Raw genomic sequence first — 18,039 nt, 5'->3', positions numbered from 1 at the left:
TCGGCAGGAGAGCAGAGCATGGCAGAAATCGTCCTTGGTATCGGCACGAGCCATGGCCCGATGCTGGTCACCGAAACCGAGAGCTGGGGCCTGCGCGTGCCCGCCGACAAGGCCAACAAGCATGCGTGGAAGGGCGGCACCTGGACCTTCGATGAGCTGGTGGAAGCAAGGGCCGGGGAGCGGCTCGGCGAGCAGACCGTAAAACGCGTGTGGGACGAGCGGCAGGCGCGCTGCCAGCAGAATATCGAGGCGTTAGCCGACCTGTTCGAGGAGGCGCGGGTGGACGTGGCCGTGATCGTCGGCAACGATCAGGACGAGATCTTTCGCAAGACGCTCAACCCTGCCTTCGCGGTGCATTATGGCGACACGATCACCAATTACGAGTTTACGCCGGAGCGGCTGAGCGAACTGCCGCCGGGCATCGCCCCATCGCTCAAGGGTTATATTCCCGCTGGCGGCGCGGATTATCCGGGCTGCCCGGATTTGGCGCTCAAGATCATCGAGCAGGCAATGGCGGATGAGTTCGACGTCGCCGCGATGTCTGCCATGCCCCGCCCGGAGGCGCCCCACGCCTGGGGGTTTGTCTATCGCCGCATCATGCGCGACCGGCCCTGCCCGAGCGTGATGGTGACGGTGAACACCTTCTTCCCACCCAACCAGCCGAGCGTGCGGCGCTGCTACAAGTTCGGCCAGTCCCTGCTGGAAGCGATCCGCGGTTGGGACAGCGACAAGCGCGTCGCGCTCATCGCCAGTGGCGGTCTGACCCATTTCGTCATTGACGAAACGGTGGACAAGACGTTTCTCAACGCACTGGAAAGCAAGAATTTCGATCCGGTCTTCAACATGGGGGAAGAGACGTTCCGCGACGGCACGTCCGAGATGAAGAACTGGGTGCCGGTAGCCGGCGCGATGGCGCAGCTTGGGCTGGAGGGCCATGTGCTCGATTATGTGCCCTGCTATCGCAGCGAGGCCGGGACGGGCAATGCGATGGGGTTCGTTTACTGGAAGTAATCCCGGGCGAGGGCGGCAGGCGCCGCCCGCCTAGCCTCAGTGCGTCCAGTCGAGCGTCAGGCTCTGGAAATGCCAGCGCAATTGCGCTGGCGTCGCGCCCTCCACATCATTGACCCGCCGCAGCACGGCTTCGCCTTCCATGCGCACCGGTCGCCCATCGCGATCCTTGCCGGTGATCGCGACGGGGGCCGTGTAGTAGCTGGAGCCCGCCGCGCCCTCCATCGTGCCGTCCGGCATTGCGACCATGATATCGGAGAGGTCGGCAAAGAGCGCCGCGAACGCGCTCTTACTCCACTTTTCCTTGTCCGCCGGCGCGAGCAACGCCCAGGCCTGATCGAACGCGCGCTGCTCGATCGCGCGCGCGAAGGAGATCAGCACGTTGCGCGCGCCTTTCACGGTGCGTTCCGCTTCCGGTGTCAGCATCGGCGGGGTGAAGTCGGGCGCGGCGGCGCGGTTGCTGGCCGCACCTGCTTCGTCGGCGGCCGGAGGCTCGGTTGGACCTTCCGCGTTGATCGCTGCCGGACTGGCCGCGTTGGACGGATCGATGGTCTGATTTTCGCCCGTCGGCGCACCGCCGCAGGCAGCGAGCGAGAAGGCGGGAATCAGCAGAATGAGTTTAGCGCTGTTCATGGCCAAAGAACCCGCAAGGCCAGCTGGCCGTTCCCGGCCTGGCGGTGCGGCGTCCTACCGCAGCAACGCCTCGCGCAGCACTTCCGCCGCCTCGCGCGGGCGATCTTCCATGCCGACCAGATCATGGGCGCGGTGGACCAGATCGCGCAGATGATGAAGCTGCTCGGAATCATAATGCGTGTCGCCGCCGGCCTTGAGGGCGATGTCGATCAGCCGCCAGAGTTCGTCCAGCTCGCTCTCGCGATAGATGCATTGTTCGGCGCCACTGCTGCGCTGTAGCCGGTCGGCCAGCGTCTGGATCGTCAGGTCCGAGAAGTTCTCCACCGGCAGAATATCGTCCAGGTCCACGCAGTATCTCCAGCTCAGTGCGGCGGCTGCTCCGCCTTATCGGGCCGGCGCGCATGCCGGCAACTTTTGGGTAGTGACTTTTCGGGCGAGCCACGATATTTATATCTTATTGTCTAACAATGTCAGGTGCGTCAAATGCTCTCTCACGAAGATAACGAGCTGCTTTGCAGGATCGGTCCCGGCACGCCGATGGGCGAGTTGATGCGCCGCTTCTGGATGCCGGCCCTGCTGACTCAGGAGTTGCAGGCAGACGGCAAGCCGGTGCGCATCAAGCTGCTCGGCGAAGAGCTGGTCGCCTTCATGGATAGCGAGGGGCGGATCGGCCTGCTGGATGAGCATTGCCCGCATCGCGGCAGCTCGCTGGCGCTGGGCGTGAACGGTGAGTGCGGCCTGCGCTGCCTGTTCCATGGCTGGAAGTTCGATGTGACCGGTCAGTGCGTGGACACGCCGGCCGAGCCGGAAAATTCCAAGCTGGCCAAGGCAATGCGGGTCAAGGCCTATCCCACGCGCGTCGCGGGCGGCATGGTGTGGACCTATATGGGGCCGAAGGAGAAGGAGCCGGTCTTCCCGCACTTCCCCTGGTTCGATATGCCGCCGGGCAGCTGCGAGGCCTTCAAGGTCATCTACGAGTGCAACTACGCGCAAGCGCTGGAAGGCGCGGTCGACAGCTCGCATGCGGGCATCCTGCACCGCGACAGCGCCTGGGATCAGCCGGCGAAATGGCCGCACGAGAAGGATCTGCGGCCCAAGCTCGAGATCGAATATACCCGCTACGGCATGCGCTATTGCGCCGTCCGCAACGATGGCGAGCAGAAGCAGGGCCGCATGACGCAGGTGCCGCTGCCCTTCTACACCTTCATTCCGCCCGATGGCCCCAAGGCGCCGGAATTCCGCCGCAATCGCCGGCTGGTCAATGCCTTCGTGCCGCGTGACGACTACACGACCTGGCACATCCAGTTCTTCTACGATCCCGGCCAGACCATTGACCGCGAGCACCGCATGGGCGAAGCGAACACGCCGTATGACGAACAGTTCTTCAAGACCAACGGCATGTCGGTCTGGTACAATCAGGACCGTGAGATGATGCGGACGCAGAACATGTCCGGCATCATCGGCGTGGCGCTGCAGGATCATGCCGTGAGCGAGACGATGGGCAAGATCGCCGACCGCTCGAAAGAGCATCTCGGGCGCTCGGACATGGCTGTCGTGGCGTTCCGGCGCATGATGCTGAAGGCGGCGCGGCGGCTGGCGGAGACCGGAGAGATGCCCGAGGCTGATCAGGGGCAGTTCGACTGGGGCCAGATTACGGCCGAGACGTTTAACTTCGAGCCGACGCAGAAGTGGCAGGACATCCAGCCGCTCGGCGATGATCTCCAGCCGGTGGGCGCAGCAGCCTGATGGCGCATTTTCTGGTCGAGTATCGCGAGCTTGGCGCCGCCGAGCTTCGCGAGGCCAAGCGGCCTGAGCATATCGCCTATCGCAAGGGGTTCGGGTCAGCCATGCCGCTGACCGGCCCCCTGCTGGACGAGGATGAACGCCCCATCGGTAGCGTCGTCATCATCGAGGCTGCCGATCTCGACGCGGCGCAGGCGGCGGCGCAGGCTGATCCCTATGTCGCAGCAGGCGTGCTGGAGCTGGTCTCGGTCCGGCGGTTCCGGATTGCCGCGATGAAGCCGCCTACGGCCTAGCCGGCGACAGGCCGATCAGCCGACGAAATCGTAGCGATAGGCGTCGCCATCACTGCGAACATGACCGACGGAATTGCCCCTGAAATGCGCGGGGCAGCATAATGTATCGGTATCCGCCAACCGTGCGAGCAGCGACTGGCGCACCTGCGCGGCGGCGTCGCCATCGTCATCGAACATCAGCTGCAGGTCGGGCCGCAGGAGCTGGACGGGGTGGTGGATCACATCGCCCCAGAATGTCGCCGCAGCGCCGCCGCCCTGCGCGTGGACGAGGCAACTGCCCGGCGAGTGGCCATAGGCGGGCTCCAGCCATACGCCATCGCCAATCTCCTTGAACGCCGCGCGCGGATCGTCGGTATCGACGATGTCGGCCAGCCCGGCTTCCACCACCGGCAGGACCGAATCGTCGTAGGCCTCGCGATGGGGTGGAATATCCTGCTGGGTGGACCAATGATCATAATCGCGCTTGCCGAAGATGTAGCGCGCATTGGGGAAGGTCGGCACCCAACGGCCATTCTCCAGCCGCGTGTTCCAGCCGACATGGTCCATGTGGAGATGGGTGCAGAGCACCATGTGAATATCCTGCGGGCGCAGGCCGAGCTTCGCCAGATTCTCGAGATAGGGCGTGTCGAGCATGTGGATGTCGGGCACGCTGCGCGTCTTGCAATTGCCGTTGCAGCTGTCGATCAGGATGTTCTGGCCATCGAGCTGGACGACGAAGCTGTGCATGCTGAGCGTGACGAGGGAGGTCGCCGGGTCGCCGGTCAGGCTGTCATCGCGATACCATCGGGAAAGGTTGGCGAGATCGTCCGCCGTCACCTGCGGGAAGATCATCGCCAGCGGCATGGCCGCCTCCATTTCCATGACGCGACTGATCGTCATCCGGCCCAGAGTCTGCGGCGTCATGAGAAATCCTAATACATGATTGCCTAGCAATTCATGCGCGTTACAAGGGCGCTGTCAACTCGAATCGACGCAATTCGGGCGGCGATCGCAGCGCGGAGAAGACGGTATGTTCAAGCCCATGGTGGTCTCTGCCCGGATGCTGCTCGGCATCTTCAGCTTGCTGAGCGGGCTCAACTGGTTCTTCGGCTTCATGCCGCTGCCCAGCATCTACATGCCGCTGGATGCGCCGATGAAGCATGTGGTCATCACCGAGATGATCCGCACCGGCTGGATGTTCCAGATGGCCAAGGTGGTCGAAATCCTGCTGGGCCTGTCGCTGGTCTTCAACCGCGGCATCCCGCTGATGCTGGTGGTCGCCTTCCCGGTGATTTTCGGCACCTTCATGCTCGATGCTTTGATCCTCGATGACATCTGGGGCTGGATACAGGGCACCGTCACCAATGCGGCGGTCCTGGCTGCCATTGGGGACATGGTCATCGGCGGCCTGTGCGTGCTGCTGATCCACCTGTGGCTGATCTGGTGTTACCTTGACTATTATCGCCCCATGCTTGCCTGGAAGGCGACACCGAAGGAGGCCGGGCTATGACCATGCAGACCCCATCGCCCCGCAAAAGCCGCCGCTGGCTACGGATCGCCTTCTATGCGTTCGGCTGGTTCGCCATCGCGCTGCAGGCCTATAATTTCTATCTGTTCGTCGGCCTGATCGGGAAGTAGCCCGGCGGTCAGGGACGGGCAGGCTCGCTCGCCAGATCCGCCGATAGCTCCTCCAGCGAGCGGCCGCGCGTCTCGACCATCATGAACAGCGTGAAGAGCAGCTGCAGCACCATCATGAATGCGAAGAAGCCAAAGATCCAAACCGGCGCGACGCTGGCGAGCACGGCGGGCATGATCAGGGTGAGGGCGGCGGCGAGCACCCAATGCGTGCCGGTGCCGAGCGCCTGACCCGTCGCACGGGCATTGTTCGGGAAGATCTCCGAGATGTAGACCCAGATGATCGCGCCCTGGCCGATGGCATGGGCGGCGATGAAGAGGAAGATGAAGACCGGCACCAGCGTATAATGCGCGCTGGCAAAGCCATAAGCGACCATGGCCAGCGAGACGATGTAGCCGACCGAGCCGATCAGCATCAGCTTTCGGCGCCCGGCACTGTCGATCAGCGCCATGCCGACCAGCGTGAAGACCAGATTGACCACGCCGACGCCTACTGTCGCGTACAGGGTGGCGCTCGCCTCCGCCCCGGTCAGGCCGAAGATGCGCGGGGCGTAATAGATGATCGCGTTGATGCCGGAGAGCTGGTTGAAGAAGGCGACGAGGAAGGCGAGCATGATCGGCCGGCGCAGATGTCCGTCGAAGAAGCGGCGCAGCGTCATCCGGCTTTCGCCAGCGGGGTCGGCCGTGGCGCGGATCGCCTCGATATCGCCGCCGGCCATGGCCAGCACGCGCCGCGCCTCGGCTTCATTGCCCTTGTGCAGCAGCAGCCAGCGCGGGCTCTCCGGCAGCACAACGGTGGCGAGGAGGAAGAGCGCAGCGGGAATGGCCGGGATGGCGAGCATGATCCGCCAGTCCGCCGGGTGTGCGCCGCTGATCAGCGCGTTGGAAACATAGGCGATGAGAATGCCCAGCACGATCATGGTCTGGAACAGGATACCGAGCCGGCCGCGCCAGGCTGGCGGGGCAATCTCCGAGATATAGGCGGGCGCGGCGATCGACGACGCGCCGATGGCGAGGCCGCCGATGATGCGGAAGGCCATGAACGACCACGGGTCCCACGCCAGCGCCGATCCGATGGCTGAGACCAGATAGAGGATGCCGATCCAGATCAGTGTCGGTTTGCGGCCATAACGATCGCTGGGGATCGCGCCGAACAGGGCGCCGACCACCGTGCCCCACAGGGCAGAGGATATGGCGAGCCCGTGCATCGCGCTGCCCATCGACCATGTGCGCTGAATGGCCATTTCCGCGCCTGAAATCACTGCGGTGTCGAAACCGAACAGCAGGCCGGCCAGCGCCGCCGTGAAGGCCCAGAGCGAAATCGAGCGATTGGGCATAGGGCGTCTCCTGTCCGGTCAGCGGTCGGTCAATTTATCCAGAAGAACGCTGGTGCCGATCTCGCTTTGTTATACGATCATGAATAAAGATGATTCGCAATGGATTGCAAGATGAGGATTGAGGAGAGCGATGATGCCCCCATTTCAAAGGCCTGACGCCAAGCTAGCTGCGCGGTTTTCCGGGGGCAAGGCGCTTTTCGCGCTCGGGGCCCTGGGCCTGCTGTTGGCCGGGTGCAACGGGGCCGCGCCGGATGCGCAGAACAATTCGGCCGCAGCGAATGCGAGCACGGTACAGACCGGCGATCTCAAGCTCACCTACGCCATGCCGCAGGCCAAGGGCGAGGAGATCGCGTACCGGGTCTTTCTGCCATCAAACTGGCGGGCGGACCGGCACTGGCCGATGGTGGTCATCCTGCATGGCTATGGCAGCACGGCAGACGGCCCCTTTGACGATGCCGGGGGTGCGCTTCAGCGGGAAGCGGAAAAGCATGGCTTCGTGGTGGTCTCGCCCAATGGCTATAATGGCATGGCCGATTATGGCGCCAATCTCCCGCTCCCCTCGGCGCTGCCCGACATGGGGAAGAAAGCGACGATGACGCCAGAGCAGCAATCCGCGCTGGCTGAGGCGGATGTGCGCAACGTGCTGGCCAAGACCATGGCGGATTATAATATTAATCCGCGCCGCGTGTATCTGATGGGCAATTCCATGGGCATGACCGGCGTCCTGCATTTCGCGCAGACCGATCCGCAGCGTTGGTGCGCCATCTCGGCGAGCGGCGGGCCGCCCTGGCCGGATTATCCGGTCGAGCAGCTGAAGCCCATCTCCAGCATGCTGCTGGTGCATGGGGGCAAGGATGATCGCGCGAACGCATCCGACACGCAGACGCTGACGGAGCGCCTGAAAGCTGCCGGCATCGACGCGCGTATGGAACTGATCCCCGAGGGCACGCATGGCGATGCCTGGGTGCGCTATCTGCCGCAGACGCTCGACTTCTTTGCGACCCATGATTGCGCGAGCGGGGGACGTGCCAATGGTTGATCGCGTGAGGAAGACCGCCGGGAGAGGCCGCTTGCTGGCAGCCCTGACGATGGCAGCTACGCTCGTGGCAGCGCCCACTTCAGCTCAGGCGCAGGGGGCCTCGGCAGAAGCGCCGCACGCCGCGACGACCTATGGTCCCGTCGTCGGTACGCGCGATGATGACGTGCTGGTGTTCAAGGGCGTGCCCTATGCAGCTGCGCCGACCGGCGAGCTGCGTTGGCGGCCGCCTGCAGAGCCGGCGGGCTGGACCCGACCCCGGCAGGCGACGACCTTTGCGCCAGCCTGCCCCGGTGGGCTGCCGGCGCGCAAGGATACGTCCGAGGATTGCCTTTATCTCAATGTCTGGACGCCGCAGATGGGCGCGCAGGCCAAGCGCCCCGTGATGGTGTGGATCTATGGCGGCGGCTTTCGCGGTGGATCGACTGCGCTGCCGATCTTCAATGGACGCGCGCTGGCGCAGCAGGGTGTGGTGCTGGTGAGCTTTGGCTATCGGGTCGGCGCGCTCGGCTTCCTCGCGACGTCGGAGTTGAGCGCTGAATCGCCCCATGGGGCCTCGGGCAATTACGGGGTTCTCGATGCCGTTGCCGCGCTGCGCTGGGTGCAGGAGAATATCGCCGCCTTCGGGGGCGATCCGCAGAATGTGACGGTGTTAGGCCAGTCCTCCGGCTCCGAAACAGTGAACATCCTCACCGCCTCGCCGCTCGCCAGGGGGCTGTTCGCCAAGGCCATCGGCGAATCCGGCTCGTCCTTCGGCGTGCGCGCGGCCTTGCCGCTGCGGGAGGCCGAGGCCCTGGGCAAAGCGTTCATGGCAGAACGCAGCGTGACCAGCCTCGCCGCCTTGCGCAAGCTGCCCACGGACAAGCTGCTGATCCGCGACGACCAGAAATATGAGCCCAATGTCGATGGCTGGCTGCTGCCCCGCAGCGTGCGCGAGATTTATCTGGCCGGGGCGCAGAATGATGTGCCGATGATTATTGGTGGCACCACGCAGGAATTCGGGCGCCCGCCCGAGATCAGCCGGGAGGCGCTGAATGCGGGCCTGCAGGCCGAATATGGTCCGCTGGCACCGGCCATCGCTACCGCCATCGGTGCAGATGGGGAAGCCGATCCCACCGATGCCCGCTGGCGTCTGACCAATGTCGAGTGGGGGAATTTCACCGCCGCGATGTGGTCTGGCCTGCAGACGAAGACCGGCCGGGCGCCAGTCTATCGCTATGTCTTTGATTATGCGCCTCCCCAACCGGCCGGCCGCCCGCGCACGGCCCATCATGGCGCGGAGCTGGCCTATATCTTCGGCAATTATCGGCCCGCAGGGCGGACGCTCGATGCCGAGGAGCAGATGATCCATCGGCTGCTGAGCGGATACTGGCTGAACTTCGCGCGCACCGGCAATCCCAACGGAGCCGGTCTGCCGCAATGGCCGGCTCATGGCGTGCCGGCCCATGTCGCGCTGCGCTTCGGTGCGGAAGGCGCGGCGCCGATCGGCGAGCGCGAACCCGTGTTGCTCGACCTCATCGACCGACATTATCACGGCGAGGCCGACGAAGCGGATCAGACCATAAAACCGCGTTGAACGCGAAGGTAGCGGAGAGGGGGAAGGCTTATGCGGACAAGTTGGATCAAGAGGCTGGCACGACTCGCGGTGGGCGTCATGCTCGCTTGTGTCAGCAGCGCGTCGCTTCAGTCTCAGCCCGCGAAATCCCCGATGCCGCCGGTCCATTTCACACCGCTGCCCGAGCGGCCGGTCGTGATGCCGGTCATGGCCTGCGACGCCTTGCCCACCGAGGATCTGCTGGCCATTAAGGACGCGCCGGCGCGGATCAGCAGCGCAACGCTGGAGACGCGTGACAATGGCGTGGCATTCTGCCGGATCACGGGCATGATCGCGCCGCAGATCCAGTTTGAGCTGCATCTACCGACGGAAACCTACACCGGTCGCTACCTGCAGGGTGGCTGTGGCGGGGCCTGTGGCGTGATCTACCAGACGGTGTCGCCGTCCTGCGATAATCAGACGGCCTTCAGCGGCGCATTTGCCGTGAGCTTCAACAATAGCGGCCATGTCGGGCCGGACGCGCGCGATACGCTCTGGGCGGCTCATGCCCCGCAATTGCGGGCCGATTTTGCTTATCGCGCGGCGCATGTGACGGCGCGTGTCGCCAAGGAGATCATCGCCCGCTTCTATGGACGCAAGCCGGCTTACTCCTACTTCATGGGCTGCTCCAATGGCGGGCGCGAAGCCATGATGGAAGCGCAGCGCTATCCTGATGATTTCGACGGCATCATCGCAGGCGCGCCCGCTCTGTGGATCACGCCGGGCGTCGTCCGCATCATCCATGAGTCTCAGGTGGCCAGGAGCGCGGATGGCCAACCCATTCTCACGCCGCAATCCACCCAATTGCTTCATCGGGCAGTGATGGCGGCGTGCGATGGCCTTGATGGCCTCAAGGATGGCCAGATCGACAATCCCCGTCGCTGCCGGTTCGATCCGCGCACGCTCGTCTGCAAGCCGGGGCAGCGGGCCGATTGCGTGACGGCGCAGCAGGCCGAGACGATGCGTCGGCTTTACGAAGGGCCGAGGGATGCACAGGGCCGGCCCTTGTTCTTTGGCGGCGAGCCTTACGGGTCCGAACTGCTGTGGACCGGGCCGGGCAGCTTCGTGGCTGACGGCTATCAACTGGCGGCGAACCAGATCAAGTTCATGATCTACAATGGCGAAACCCATCAGGATTTCGACTGGCGCACATGGAAGCCCGATGCGGCGGCCCTGGCCGACCTGATCGACAAGGGCGGCTATTATAATGCCAGCAATCCCGATCTCGCCGCATTCAAGGCGCGCGGTGGCAAGCTGATCATGTGGCAGGGCGAGGCGGACAATGCCGGGGGATCATGGCTGCTGCCGGACTACTATCAGCGCGTCCGGAACGCGATGGGCGGCTTTGCCAGGACCGATCTGTTCATGCGGGTCTACATGTTTCCCGGAGTCTATCACTGCGCTGGCGGCTATATCGGCTATCAGCACGACCTGCTCGGGCCGATGGTCAATTGGGTAGAGCGGGGCGCGGCGCCCGGTGCGGTGGAAGGCGCTGCCATTCTGGCGGATGGCACGATCCGCCGCCGTCCGACCTATCCGTTCCCGGTGCAGGCACGCTATACGGGCCGGGGGGACATCAACGCCGCCAGCAGCTTTGCGCCGGTGCCCATCGCCAAGGATCATGACGACCGGTTCGATTGGGTGGGCGCCGGCATGGAGGCTGGTCCGCCGCCGGCTCCTTACTGACATGCGGCGCAGAGGGGAGACCGCTGCGCCGCATTCCACCCGCTACTTGCCGAGCTTCTTGTCGAAGAAGTTGACGATAACCTTGTAGGCATCCTGCGATTCCGGGATGACCGGATTGTAGAAGAAGCCGTGGAACAGACCGTCCCACACATGCAGATCGGCATCGGCGCCGGCCTTCACCATCTGGCCATGTGAGTAGACTGCGGAACTGAGCTCAAAGGCCCGCGTGCCGGTGATGAACAGCGTCGGCGGGAATTTGGCCAGCAGTTCGAGCGAGTTGGCCGGTGCGGCCAGCGGGTCCTTGATGTCGACCTTCTCGAGATACTGCAGCGGGGGAAGACCCTTGCCGAGTGGCGGCGGCGGCTCCGCCGGCGGGTTCGCCTCGCCGATGGCGGCGGTGGTATAATGCGCATCACCGCCGAAGCCGGGACCTTTTTCTAGCGTCATCCCGGCACAGAAAATGCCGATGGCGCCGGGCATGGGGAGCTTCTCCTTATCGAACCAGGCCATCGCCATGCCAACGAGCATGCCGCCCGCCGAGCAGCCATAGATGCCGATATCGGCCGGCTTGTAGGTCTTGAGCAGTTCGCGATAGACGCTGGCGACATCCTCGCTCGCGGCCGGGAAGCGATATTGCGGCGCCTGGCGATAATCGATCGTGATGACCTTATAGCCACCGAGCGACGCGATCGGCATCGATTCCAACTCGGCGCAACCCGGGTAGCAGCCGCCGAAGCCGCCGCCATGCAGGTTGAGCAGAATGCGCTTCTGGTTCTGCGGCTTGACCCCTTGCGTAGGCGTGTAAGTGATGGCGGGCACGCCTGCGATGGTCGTTTCCTGCCGGACCAGCGGGAACATCGCCTTGGCCGAGGCCATATAGGGCTTCATGAAGAAGGGGACGCCATTTTCCGGCAGCGTCTTCGATTCACGGTCCTGCATGTCGTGCAGATGCTCGGCCAGATAGGCCTTGGCTTCATCGGTCAGGAAACTGGAAACCGGTACGCTCATCGCGGGCACATGCACTGTGCCGTCGGAATCGATCTTCACTGGATTGCTGTCCGCCTTGTCAGCCGTTTGGGCCGGTGCGGCGGCGGGGAAGGCCAGCGCGACCACCGATGCGCCCGTAAGCGCCACTAGTCGCGACCACAGGCTGTACGCCGGGCGTTTGGCGAATGATTCTCCCATATAAACCTCTCATTTAGTCTGATTTTTGTGCCGCATCGCAAATTGGCATCTGGAATTGTTAGACTCACATGAATACAATCGATTGTAAAGGGGCCGTCCAAATCGGTCTTTTTGCTGGTCGAGGGAGAGTGGATATGGTCGGTCTGGCGCAGGGTAAGGGCGGGGTGCGGGCGCTTGCTGGCTTAGGAGCAGTGGCACTGGTGGCGGGCTGTCATCCTGCGGGGGCACGACCGGCGGCGGAGATGCCGACGGTCCAGCAACTCAGCACCGGCGGCGCGGCCTTTTCCGCCTCGGTGCCGGAGATCGCGGTCGACCCCGCTGACCCGCAGCGCGTCGCGGTCATATGGCGGGATCTGGCCATGACAAGGCCTGGCGAACCCGCCGGCGAGCGGGGCATGCAGTGCCACCTTTCGCTGTCCAAGGACGGTGGGCGCAGCTTCGATACCCAGCCGCTGGTCTGGACGATGGCCGACACGCCCGTGTGCAACTCGCCTTATGTGGACATTGGTCCGCAGGGCGAGCTGCTGATCGGCGCGACGCTGGCGGGCGTGCTGCCGCAGAACGCGCCGGAGGGCGAGCATGCGTCAGGGCGGGTAGTCATGCGCCTTTCGACCGACTGGGGCCATAATTGGTCCCCGATCTCCAGCGGCATCGCGACGGGGGAAGAGGCGCGGTTCGAGGCCAATGCCACGGTCCCGGCCGAAGCGACGCATGTGCCATGGGACGGGGGGCGCGGCGTGATCGACGCGGTGAGCGGGGAAATCATCCTCTCCGGCGGCTATCCGGCCCCGCCGGGCGAGGCGCTGCGCTCGCAGCGCTTCTACACCGTCTCGAAGGATCGCGGCAAAAGCTGGGGGCTGATCCGCGCCTTTGGTGCGCCCGGCTGGCCGCAGCGCTGGGACGGGCATTATGTCGTCGCCCACGGTACGCTTGCCTACAGCTATCTGGCGGAAGCCGTGCCGGTCGATGGCGTCAAGTGCTTGTGCGTGGTCTTCGCCACCAGCGCGGATGGCGGAGCGACGGTGCAGCGGCACCTCGTCACACAGGTCGAGTATTTCGACCGGCTGGTCCATTATCCGCCGATCGCCGCGCATCCGGCCCATGCTGGGCAATATGCGCTCGCGCTGGCGTCCGACAAGGCGGGGACGCCCTCGGTGCGCATCACGCGGGATGGCGGCGCCCACTGGCAGGCATTGGATGGCCCGGCTGCGCCTGAAGGCGTGGTGCGGTCGTCGCGGCCGGCGCTGGCCTATACGCCCGACGGCGTGCTGGGGCTGCTCTGGCGCGGCTATCACGCGGATGGCAGCTATGACCTCTACATCGCGGCGTCTGCCGATGGCGAGCGCTTCGGGCGGGTGCAGCGCGTCTCGCCCGCCTCATCCCGCGTGCCGGACGCGCTGGCGAAGGATTATTCCGCGGGTGGCGACTTCATCAGCAGTCTGGGCGCCGGGAGGGACGCGCTTCACGCCGCCTGGACAGGCTGGCCAGCAGGCGCGGCAGGGCAGGTGATATATGCGCGCGTTCCGCTGGCACCGCTGCTGGGCGACCTACCGCCGCCGAACAAATAAGATCGTTAGTCAAAACTAAATTCAAAATGTTGACACGATGTAGGGGATGGCCCTAGCATGACCATCAGCGGTGAAGGCGTGAGGGCTACAAAGTGCCCCCTGCCTGATCCTGCGCTGGAGGGGATGCATCGATGGGGCACCAGGCAAAGATCGTCGCGGCGATACTGATCTGTATCGCGGGCTTCTCGTTCAATCTGCTGAGCTTTGATTCCTTCATCTTCTTCGGCCTGCCGATGGTGGCCGGTGTTGCTGTGGCCTGGGCGAACACGCGCCGCCATGCCGATTGGCGGACGATTGACCAGGCGACCGATGTGATGCGCATCTACTTTGGCGGGCATCTGCTCTGGTCGTGCCTGCGCTTCTGGTTCACGGACATGCAACCCTCCGGGGCGCCCATGCATCCGATTGCGGGGCCGTTCCTTGCCTCGCTCTTTGCGACCGGCATTTTCCCGGCGGTCAAGGTGCTGGAGGGCATTGTCGGCGTAATGCTGCTGAGCAACCGTTTCGTTCCGCTGGCCCTCGTGCTGGAAGTGCCGACGAGCATGACGGTGTTCTATCTCAACACCTTCATCACCGCGCGGCTTAGTGGCCTGCTCACCGGGCCGACCGAATTGGGCGTAAACGTGCTGCTGATGCTCGCCTATTTCCAGCATTACCGCCCGATGCTGCGCGCAAAGCCGCGCGCTGCGCCGCCTTGGGCGCGCGAGGATCGCCTTGACGACAAGGCTCAATATAGTTATACAAAATCAAATAACATTTAATATACCGATGAATTCGGCGGTCTGGCGAGGTGCCAGTCGCTCAGGCATCCCGGCCATGATCGGGAGCAAGGGGAGGGAGATGAGATGAAGGCACGGAATTTTTCTGTCCGCGAACGGACGGGTCTGAAACTGGCGGTCTCCGCTTCGGCTCTGGTGTTGGCGGCGCTCGGCGCAGTGCCCGCCATGGCGCAGCAGGATGCATCGCCCCAGCAGGGCAGCTCTACGGATGCCGCGGATGCCGCGATTATCGTGACCGGCACGCGCATCAAGGGGGTCGCGCCGGTCGGTTCGCCGGTCATCCCCGTCGGTCGCGAGGAGATCGAGAAGCTCGGCGTCAGCACCACCAACGACGCGCTCCGCAAGCTCCCCCAGATCGTCAACTTCGGCGGCAATAACGAGCAGCAGGGTGGATCGATCATCCAGAACACCTCGCTCAATTCCTTCGCTGCGAAGTCGATCAACCTGCGTGGTCTGGGCACGGCCTCGACGCTCAGCCTGGTGAACGGCCACCGTGTCGCCCCGCAGGGCGCCAATGGCCAGCTCTTCGACGCCGATAACATCCCCGCCATCGCGCTGGAGCGCATCGAAGTGGTCGCGGACGGCGGCTCGGCCATTTACGGGTCGGATGCGGTCGGCGGTGTCGTCAACTTCATCATGCGCCGGCCGGACAATGTGTTCGAGGTGCAGGCCCGCGCCGGTTTTGCCGACTCCGTCGAGGAGTATATCGGCTCGGTCGCCTTCGGGCGGCGCTGGTCCAGCGGCGGCTTCTTCCTCGCCTACGAGTATCAGAACCGCACCGCGCTGGAAGCCGCCGACCGGCCGAACCTGTATAACAGCGACCTCTCGCCTTATGGCGGCGCGCCCAACCCGGTGCTCACCAATCCCGGCAACGTTCAGTTCGGGTCGAGCTTCTATGGTATTCCCGCCGGGCAGAATGGCACGAACGTGACGCTGGGCAAGCTGACGGCGACGCCCAATCGCGAGAATGCATGGATCGGCGCCGATGCCATTCCTTCCGGAAAGCGGCATACGGTGGTCGGCACCTTCCGCCAGGATTTCGACGATAACGTGACGTTCGTGGCCGATGGCCTGTTCTCGCGGCGTGAACTCACCAACCGTGGCATTGCCTCGACCGCGACGCTTTCGGTGCCGAACACGAACCCGTTCAGCCCGTGCGCGCCCGGCAAGGTGGACGATAGCGCCACGCTCAACTGCCCGGCCAATGGCACGCTGACCGTGCCTTACAGCTTCCTCGAGGATCTGGGTCCGCTCACGATCACCGGCTATGAGCAGATCTGGTCGCTCTCTGGCGGGCTGGAGATGAAGCTGAGCAACGACTGGAACGCCAACGTCACCACATATTACAGCGAGAACAAGGGCTACAGCCTGGCGACCAACCAGCTCAATACCAACGGTCTCAATCGGGCGCTCGGCGCTACCGTAGCCGGCACCACCAAGCCGGCGAGCGTGCCGTTCTTCAACCCGTTCTGCGACGGGCAGCAGTTCGATTGTAATTCCGAGGCGACTCTGGCGCTCTTCCGCGCGCAGACGGAACTTGAAGTGTTCAATCGCAGCTATGGCGGCTCGGCCAATATCGGCGGCTCACTCTTCCGCCTGCCGGGCGGTGACGTGCGCGTCTCGGTCGGTGGCGAGATCCGCTTTGACTATCTGTTCGGCAACGGTCAGCTCTCCAACACGCGCACTGCGAATGTCGATACCTTCGCGGGTGTGCCGACCTCTAACGAGCGCGACGTGCGTTCCGTCTATGCAGAAGCCTATGTGCCGCTGTTCGGCCCCGACAATGCCCGGCCGGGCCTGGAGAAGCTCGAGTTCAACGCCGCCGTCCGCTACGATCGCTATAGCGACGTCGGCTCGACGACCAATCCGCGCTTCGGTGTGACGTACGCCCCGGCATCCGGCATCCAGTTCCGCGGCAGCTACGGCACATCCTTCCGCGCGCCCTCGCTGGTCGACGTCAACAAATATGCCACCGCCGGCTTCCTGCCGCGCACCGGCAGCGGCTCGGCCGTGGGCCTGTCGCCCGCTGCGGGCTCGTTCCAATATGTCTATCCGATTGGCGGCAATCCGGACCTGAAGCCGGAGACGGCCACGACCTGGTCGCTGGGCATGGACCTGACGCCGGAACTGGCCAAGGGCTTCAACTTCAGCCTGACCTACTACAATATCGTCTACAAGGATAAGGTCGACACGGCCGCCTACAACGCGCCGATCGGCGCGGTGCTGAACTCGGGCGCCTATGACGATTTCATCGTGTTCAACCCGGTCTACTTCCCGAGCAAGACCAACCAGACGCTGGCCCAGTATGTCGCGTACTGGAACCAGATCACGGCCGATCCGCAATTGCCGGTGCTGGGCCTGGTCGACCCGACCACCGTCATCGCCATTGTCGATGCGCGCCGCAATAACAGCGGCGTGGTGGAGACGGACGGCTTCGACGTCTCGCTCGACTATACGCTCAACGGCAATGGCATCGATTTCCGCTTCGGCGCGCGGGCCAATTATGTCCTCCACTACAAGACCTCGCCGGTTCCCGGCGTTGCGCTCAAGGATGAGGTGAACCACTTCGGCTATCCGGCGCGCTTCACCGGCAAGGTTGAAGCGGGCGTGGACATCGGCGGCTTCTCCGGCACCGTGTTCCTCAACTATGTGAATTCGCGCACGATCACGCGTGACTTCCTGCCGGCAGCCGTGCCCGATCAGTATCAGAATATCGATCCGATCACGACGGTGGACCTCAGCCTGCGCTACAATTTCGGCGAAACCGGATCGATGATCACCAATGGTCTGGCGGCGTCGCTGAACGTGCTCAACGTGTTCGATGCCGATCCGCCGCTGGTGGTGAATGCGGGCGGCGCCACGCCGATCCGGTTCGACTCCAGCTATTCCAGCTCGATGGGCCGGTACATCTCGTTCCAGCTCTCGAAGAAGTTCTAACGGCTGAGGGGGGCGCCCGGACGAAGCCCAAGGGCTTCGTCCGGTCCGTCAGTTGTACCGGAGGCGATCCGCCATGGCACCCAGCACAGTCGCTTCGCCCACCGGTGGGCGCACGACCTTCGGCAGCGTCGTCTATGCCTGCCAGTTTCTCTATGGCGGCTGGTTCCTGTTCCACGGGCTGAACTACTGGCTGGAATTCTATCTGGACCGGTCGATCCAGCCGGGGCCGGGTCTCGTGCCCGCACTGGCAGAGTCCGGGGTGATGGCGCTGGTCAAGGCGCTGGAAGTCACCATTGGCTTGGCCCTGCTGCTCGATCTGTTCGCGGCGCTGGCGGTTGTCGCCGCCTGGCCGATCACGTTGATGATTGCGTTCGTCACGGCATCGCATGGCCGCCCGTTCGGCATGGGTGTGGCGGCGGTCATTATCGGGCTGAACGCGGTCATGTCGCTCGGCTATCTCCACCGCTACCGCCCGATGCTGGCGTGGAGCGCAGGGCCGCCCGGCGGTTCATCCGCCGCGCAGGGCTCGCGCATGGTGCCCGCGCGGCACGGCCTCGCCGCGCTTATGGGCATAGCCGCGGCCATCGGCATTACCTACCTCACTGTCTATCTTCGGCGCTAAGCGG

The 18,039-nt window shown here is 64.2% G+C and carries 17 protein-coding genes; 12 read left to right on the top strand and 5 right to left on the bottom strand.

Going from position 1 to position 18,039, the window contains the following annotated elements:
• Positions 1-18 precede the first annotated feature (18 nt).
• Positions 19-1,011, top strand: a complete 993-nt coding sequence (locus M2336_RS15590; RefSeq protein ID WP_264573190.1) for a protocatechuate 3,4-dioxygenase — start codon at positions 19-21, stop codon at positions 1,009-1,011.
• Positions 1,012-1,047: 36 nt separating this feature from the next.
• Here M2336_RS15590 and M2336_RS15585 read toward each other — a convergent pair whose 3' ends face one another.
• Entirely contained in the window at positions 1,048-1,641 is a 594-nt protein-coding gene (locus M2336_RS15585) for a hypothetical protein (RefSeq protein ID WP_264573189.1), read from the bottom strand.
• A 54-nt stretch (positions 1,642-1,695) separates the two neighbouring features.
• Complete coding sequence (locus M2336_RS15580) at positions 1,696-1,989, bottom strand: hypothetical protein (RefSeq protein WP_181560119.1); 294 nt, start codon at positions 1,987-1,989, stop codon at positions 1,696-1,698.
• A 135-nt stretch (positions 1,990-2,124) separates the two neighbouring features.
• Here M2336_RS15580 and M2336_RS15575 point away from each other — a divergent pair, with 135 nt between their 5' ends.
• Positions 2,125-3,387: an aromatic ring-hydroxylating dioxygenase subunit alpha gene (locus M2336_RS15575; protein WP_264573188.1), complete on the top strand. Its 1,263-nt coding sequence runs from the start codon at positions 2,125-2,127 to the stop codon at positions 3,385-3,387.
• Positions 3,387-3,677: a YciI family protein gene (locus M2336_RS15570; RefSeq protein WP_264573187.1), complete on the top strand. Its 291-nt coding sequence runs from the start codon at positions 3,387-3,389 to the stop codon at positions 3,675-3,677. Before M2336_RS15575 ends, M2336_RS15570 begins: the two co-directional genes overlap by 1 nt.
• Before the next feature lie 15 nt (positions 3,678-3,692).
• Here M2336_RS15570 and M2336_RS15565 read toward each other — a convergent pair whose 3' ends face one another.
• Positions 3,693-4,580: an MBL fold metallo-hydrolase gene (locus tag M2336_RS15565; RefSeq protein ID WP_264573186.1), complete on the bottom strand. Its 888-nt coding sequence runs from the start codon at positions 4,578-4,580 to the stop codon at positions 3,693-3,695.
• Between the two features lie 106 nt (positions 4,581-4,686).
• Between M2336_RS15565 and M2336_RS15560 the strand changes: the two genes are divergently transcribed.
• Both M2336_RS15560 and M2336_RS15555 read left to right on the top strand, forming a co-directional pair.
• Positions 4,687-5,166, top strand: a complete 480-nt coding sequence (locus tag M2336_RS15560) for a hypothetical protein (protein ID WP_264573185.1) — start codon at positions 4,687-4,689, stop codon at positions 5,164-5,166.
• Positions 5,163-5,294, top strand: coding sequence for a hypothetical protein (locus M2336_RS15555; RefSeq protein WP_264573184.1), 132 nt, complete (start codon positions 5,163-5,165; stop codon positions 5,292-5,294). The genes M2336_RS15560 and M2336_RS15555 overlap by 4 nt, the downstream gene beginning before the upstream one ends.
• An 8-nt stretch (positions 5,295-5,302) precedes the next feature.
• Here the strand turns inward: M2336_RS15555 and M2336_RS15550 are convergent, their stop codons facing one another.
• The gene (locus M2336_RS15550) at positions 5,303-6,628 is read right to left on the bottom strand and encodes a sugar porter family MFS transporter (protein ID WP_264573183.1); all 1,326 of its coding nucleotides are present in this window, start codon (positions 6,626-6,628) and stop codon (positions 5,303-5,305) included.
• A 133-nt stretch (positions 6,629-6,761) separates the two neighbouring features.
• On the opposite strand from M2336_RS15550, the gene M2336_RS15545 reads away from it, so the two are divergent.
• From M2336_RS15545 to M2336_RS15535, 3 genes are all read left to right on the top strand, one after another.
• A complete protein-coding gene (locus tag M2336_RS15545) occupies positions 6,762-7,667 on the top strand; it encodes a dienelactone hydrolase family protein (RefSeq protein ID WP_264593186.1) in 906 nt (301 codons plus the stop codon).
• A gap of 49 nt (positions 7,668-7,716) precedes the next feature.
• Entirely contained in the window at positions 7,717-9,240 is a 1,524-nt protein-coding gene (locus tag M2336_RS15540) for a carboxylesterase/lipase family protein (protein WP_264593185.1), read from the top strand.
• A 132-nt stretch (positions 9,241-9,372) separates the two neighbouring features.
• On the top strand, positions 9,373-10,944 hold the full coding sequence (locus M2336_RS15535; protein ID WP_264573180.1) for a tannase/feruloyl esterase family alpha/beta hydrolase: 1,572 nt from the start codon (positions 9,373-9,375) through the stop codon (positions 10,942-10,944).
• A gap of 42 nt (positions 10,945-10,986) precedes the next feature.
• Here M2336_RS15535 and M2336_RS15530 read toward each other — a convergent pair whose 3' ends face one another.
• Positions 10,987-12,129 (bottom strand): alpha/beta hydrolase, encoded by a 1,143-nt coding sequence (locus M2336_RS15530; RefSeq protein ID WP_264573179.1) that lies wholly within the window; start codon positions 12,127-12,129, stop codon positions 10,987-10,989.
• 134 nt (positions 12,130-12,263) lie between these two features.
• Here M2336_RS15530 and M2336_RS15525 point away from each other — a divergent pair, with 134 nt between their 5' ends.
• The 4 genes from M2336_RS15525 (at position 12,264) to M2336_RS15510 (ending at position 18,035) form a co-directional block, all read left to right on the top strand.
• Entirely contained in the window at positions 12,264-13,697 is a 1,434-nt protein-coding gene (locus M2336_RS15525) for a sialidase family protein (RefSeq protein ID WP_264573178.1), read from the top strand.
• Positions 13,698-13,828: 131 nt separating this feature from the next.
• Positions 13,829-14,458, top strand: coding sequence for a hypothetical protein (locus tag M2336_RS15520; protein ID WP_264573177.1), 630 nt, complete (start codon positions 13,829-13,831; stop codon positions 14,456-14,458).
• Between the two features lie 84 nt (positions 14,459-14,542).
• A complete protein-coding gene (locus M2336_RS15515) occupies positions 14,543-17,413 on the top strand; it encodes a TonB-dependent receptor plug domain-containing protein (protein WP_264573176.1) in 2,871 nt (956 codons plus the stop codon).
• A gap of 73 nt (positions 17,414-17,486) precedes the next feature.
• Positions 17,487-18,035, top strand: a complete 549-nt coding sequence (locus tag M2336_RS15510; protein WP_264573175.1) for a hypothetical protein — start codon at positions 17,487-17,489, stop codon at positions 18,033-18,035.
• The last annotated feature ends 4 nt before the right edge of the window (positions 18,036-18,039 follow it).

The sequence above is a fragment of the Sphingobium sp. B1D7B genome, assembly GCF_025961965.1.
In the GTDB taxonomy this organism is placed as follows: Bacteria; Pseudomonadota; Alphaproteobacteria; order Sphingomonadales; family Sphingomonadaceae; genus Sphingobium.
The sequence above is the reverse complement of the archived record's forward strand: the minus strand, read 5'-3'. Positions and strand labels throughout refer to the sequence as shown.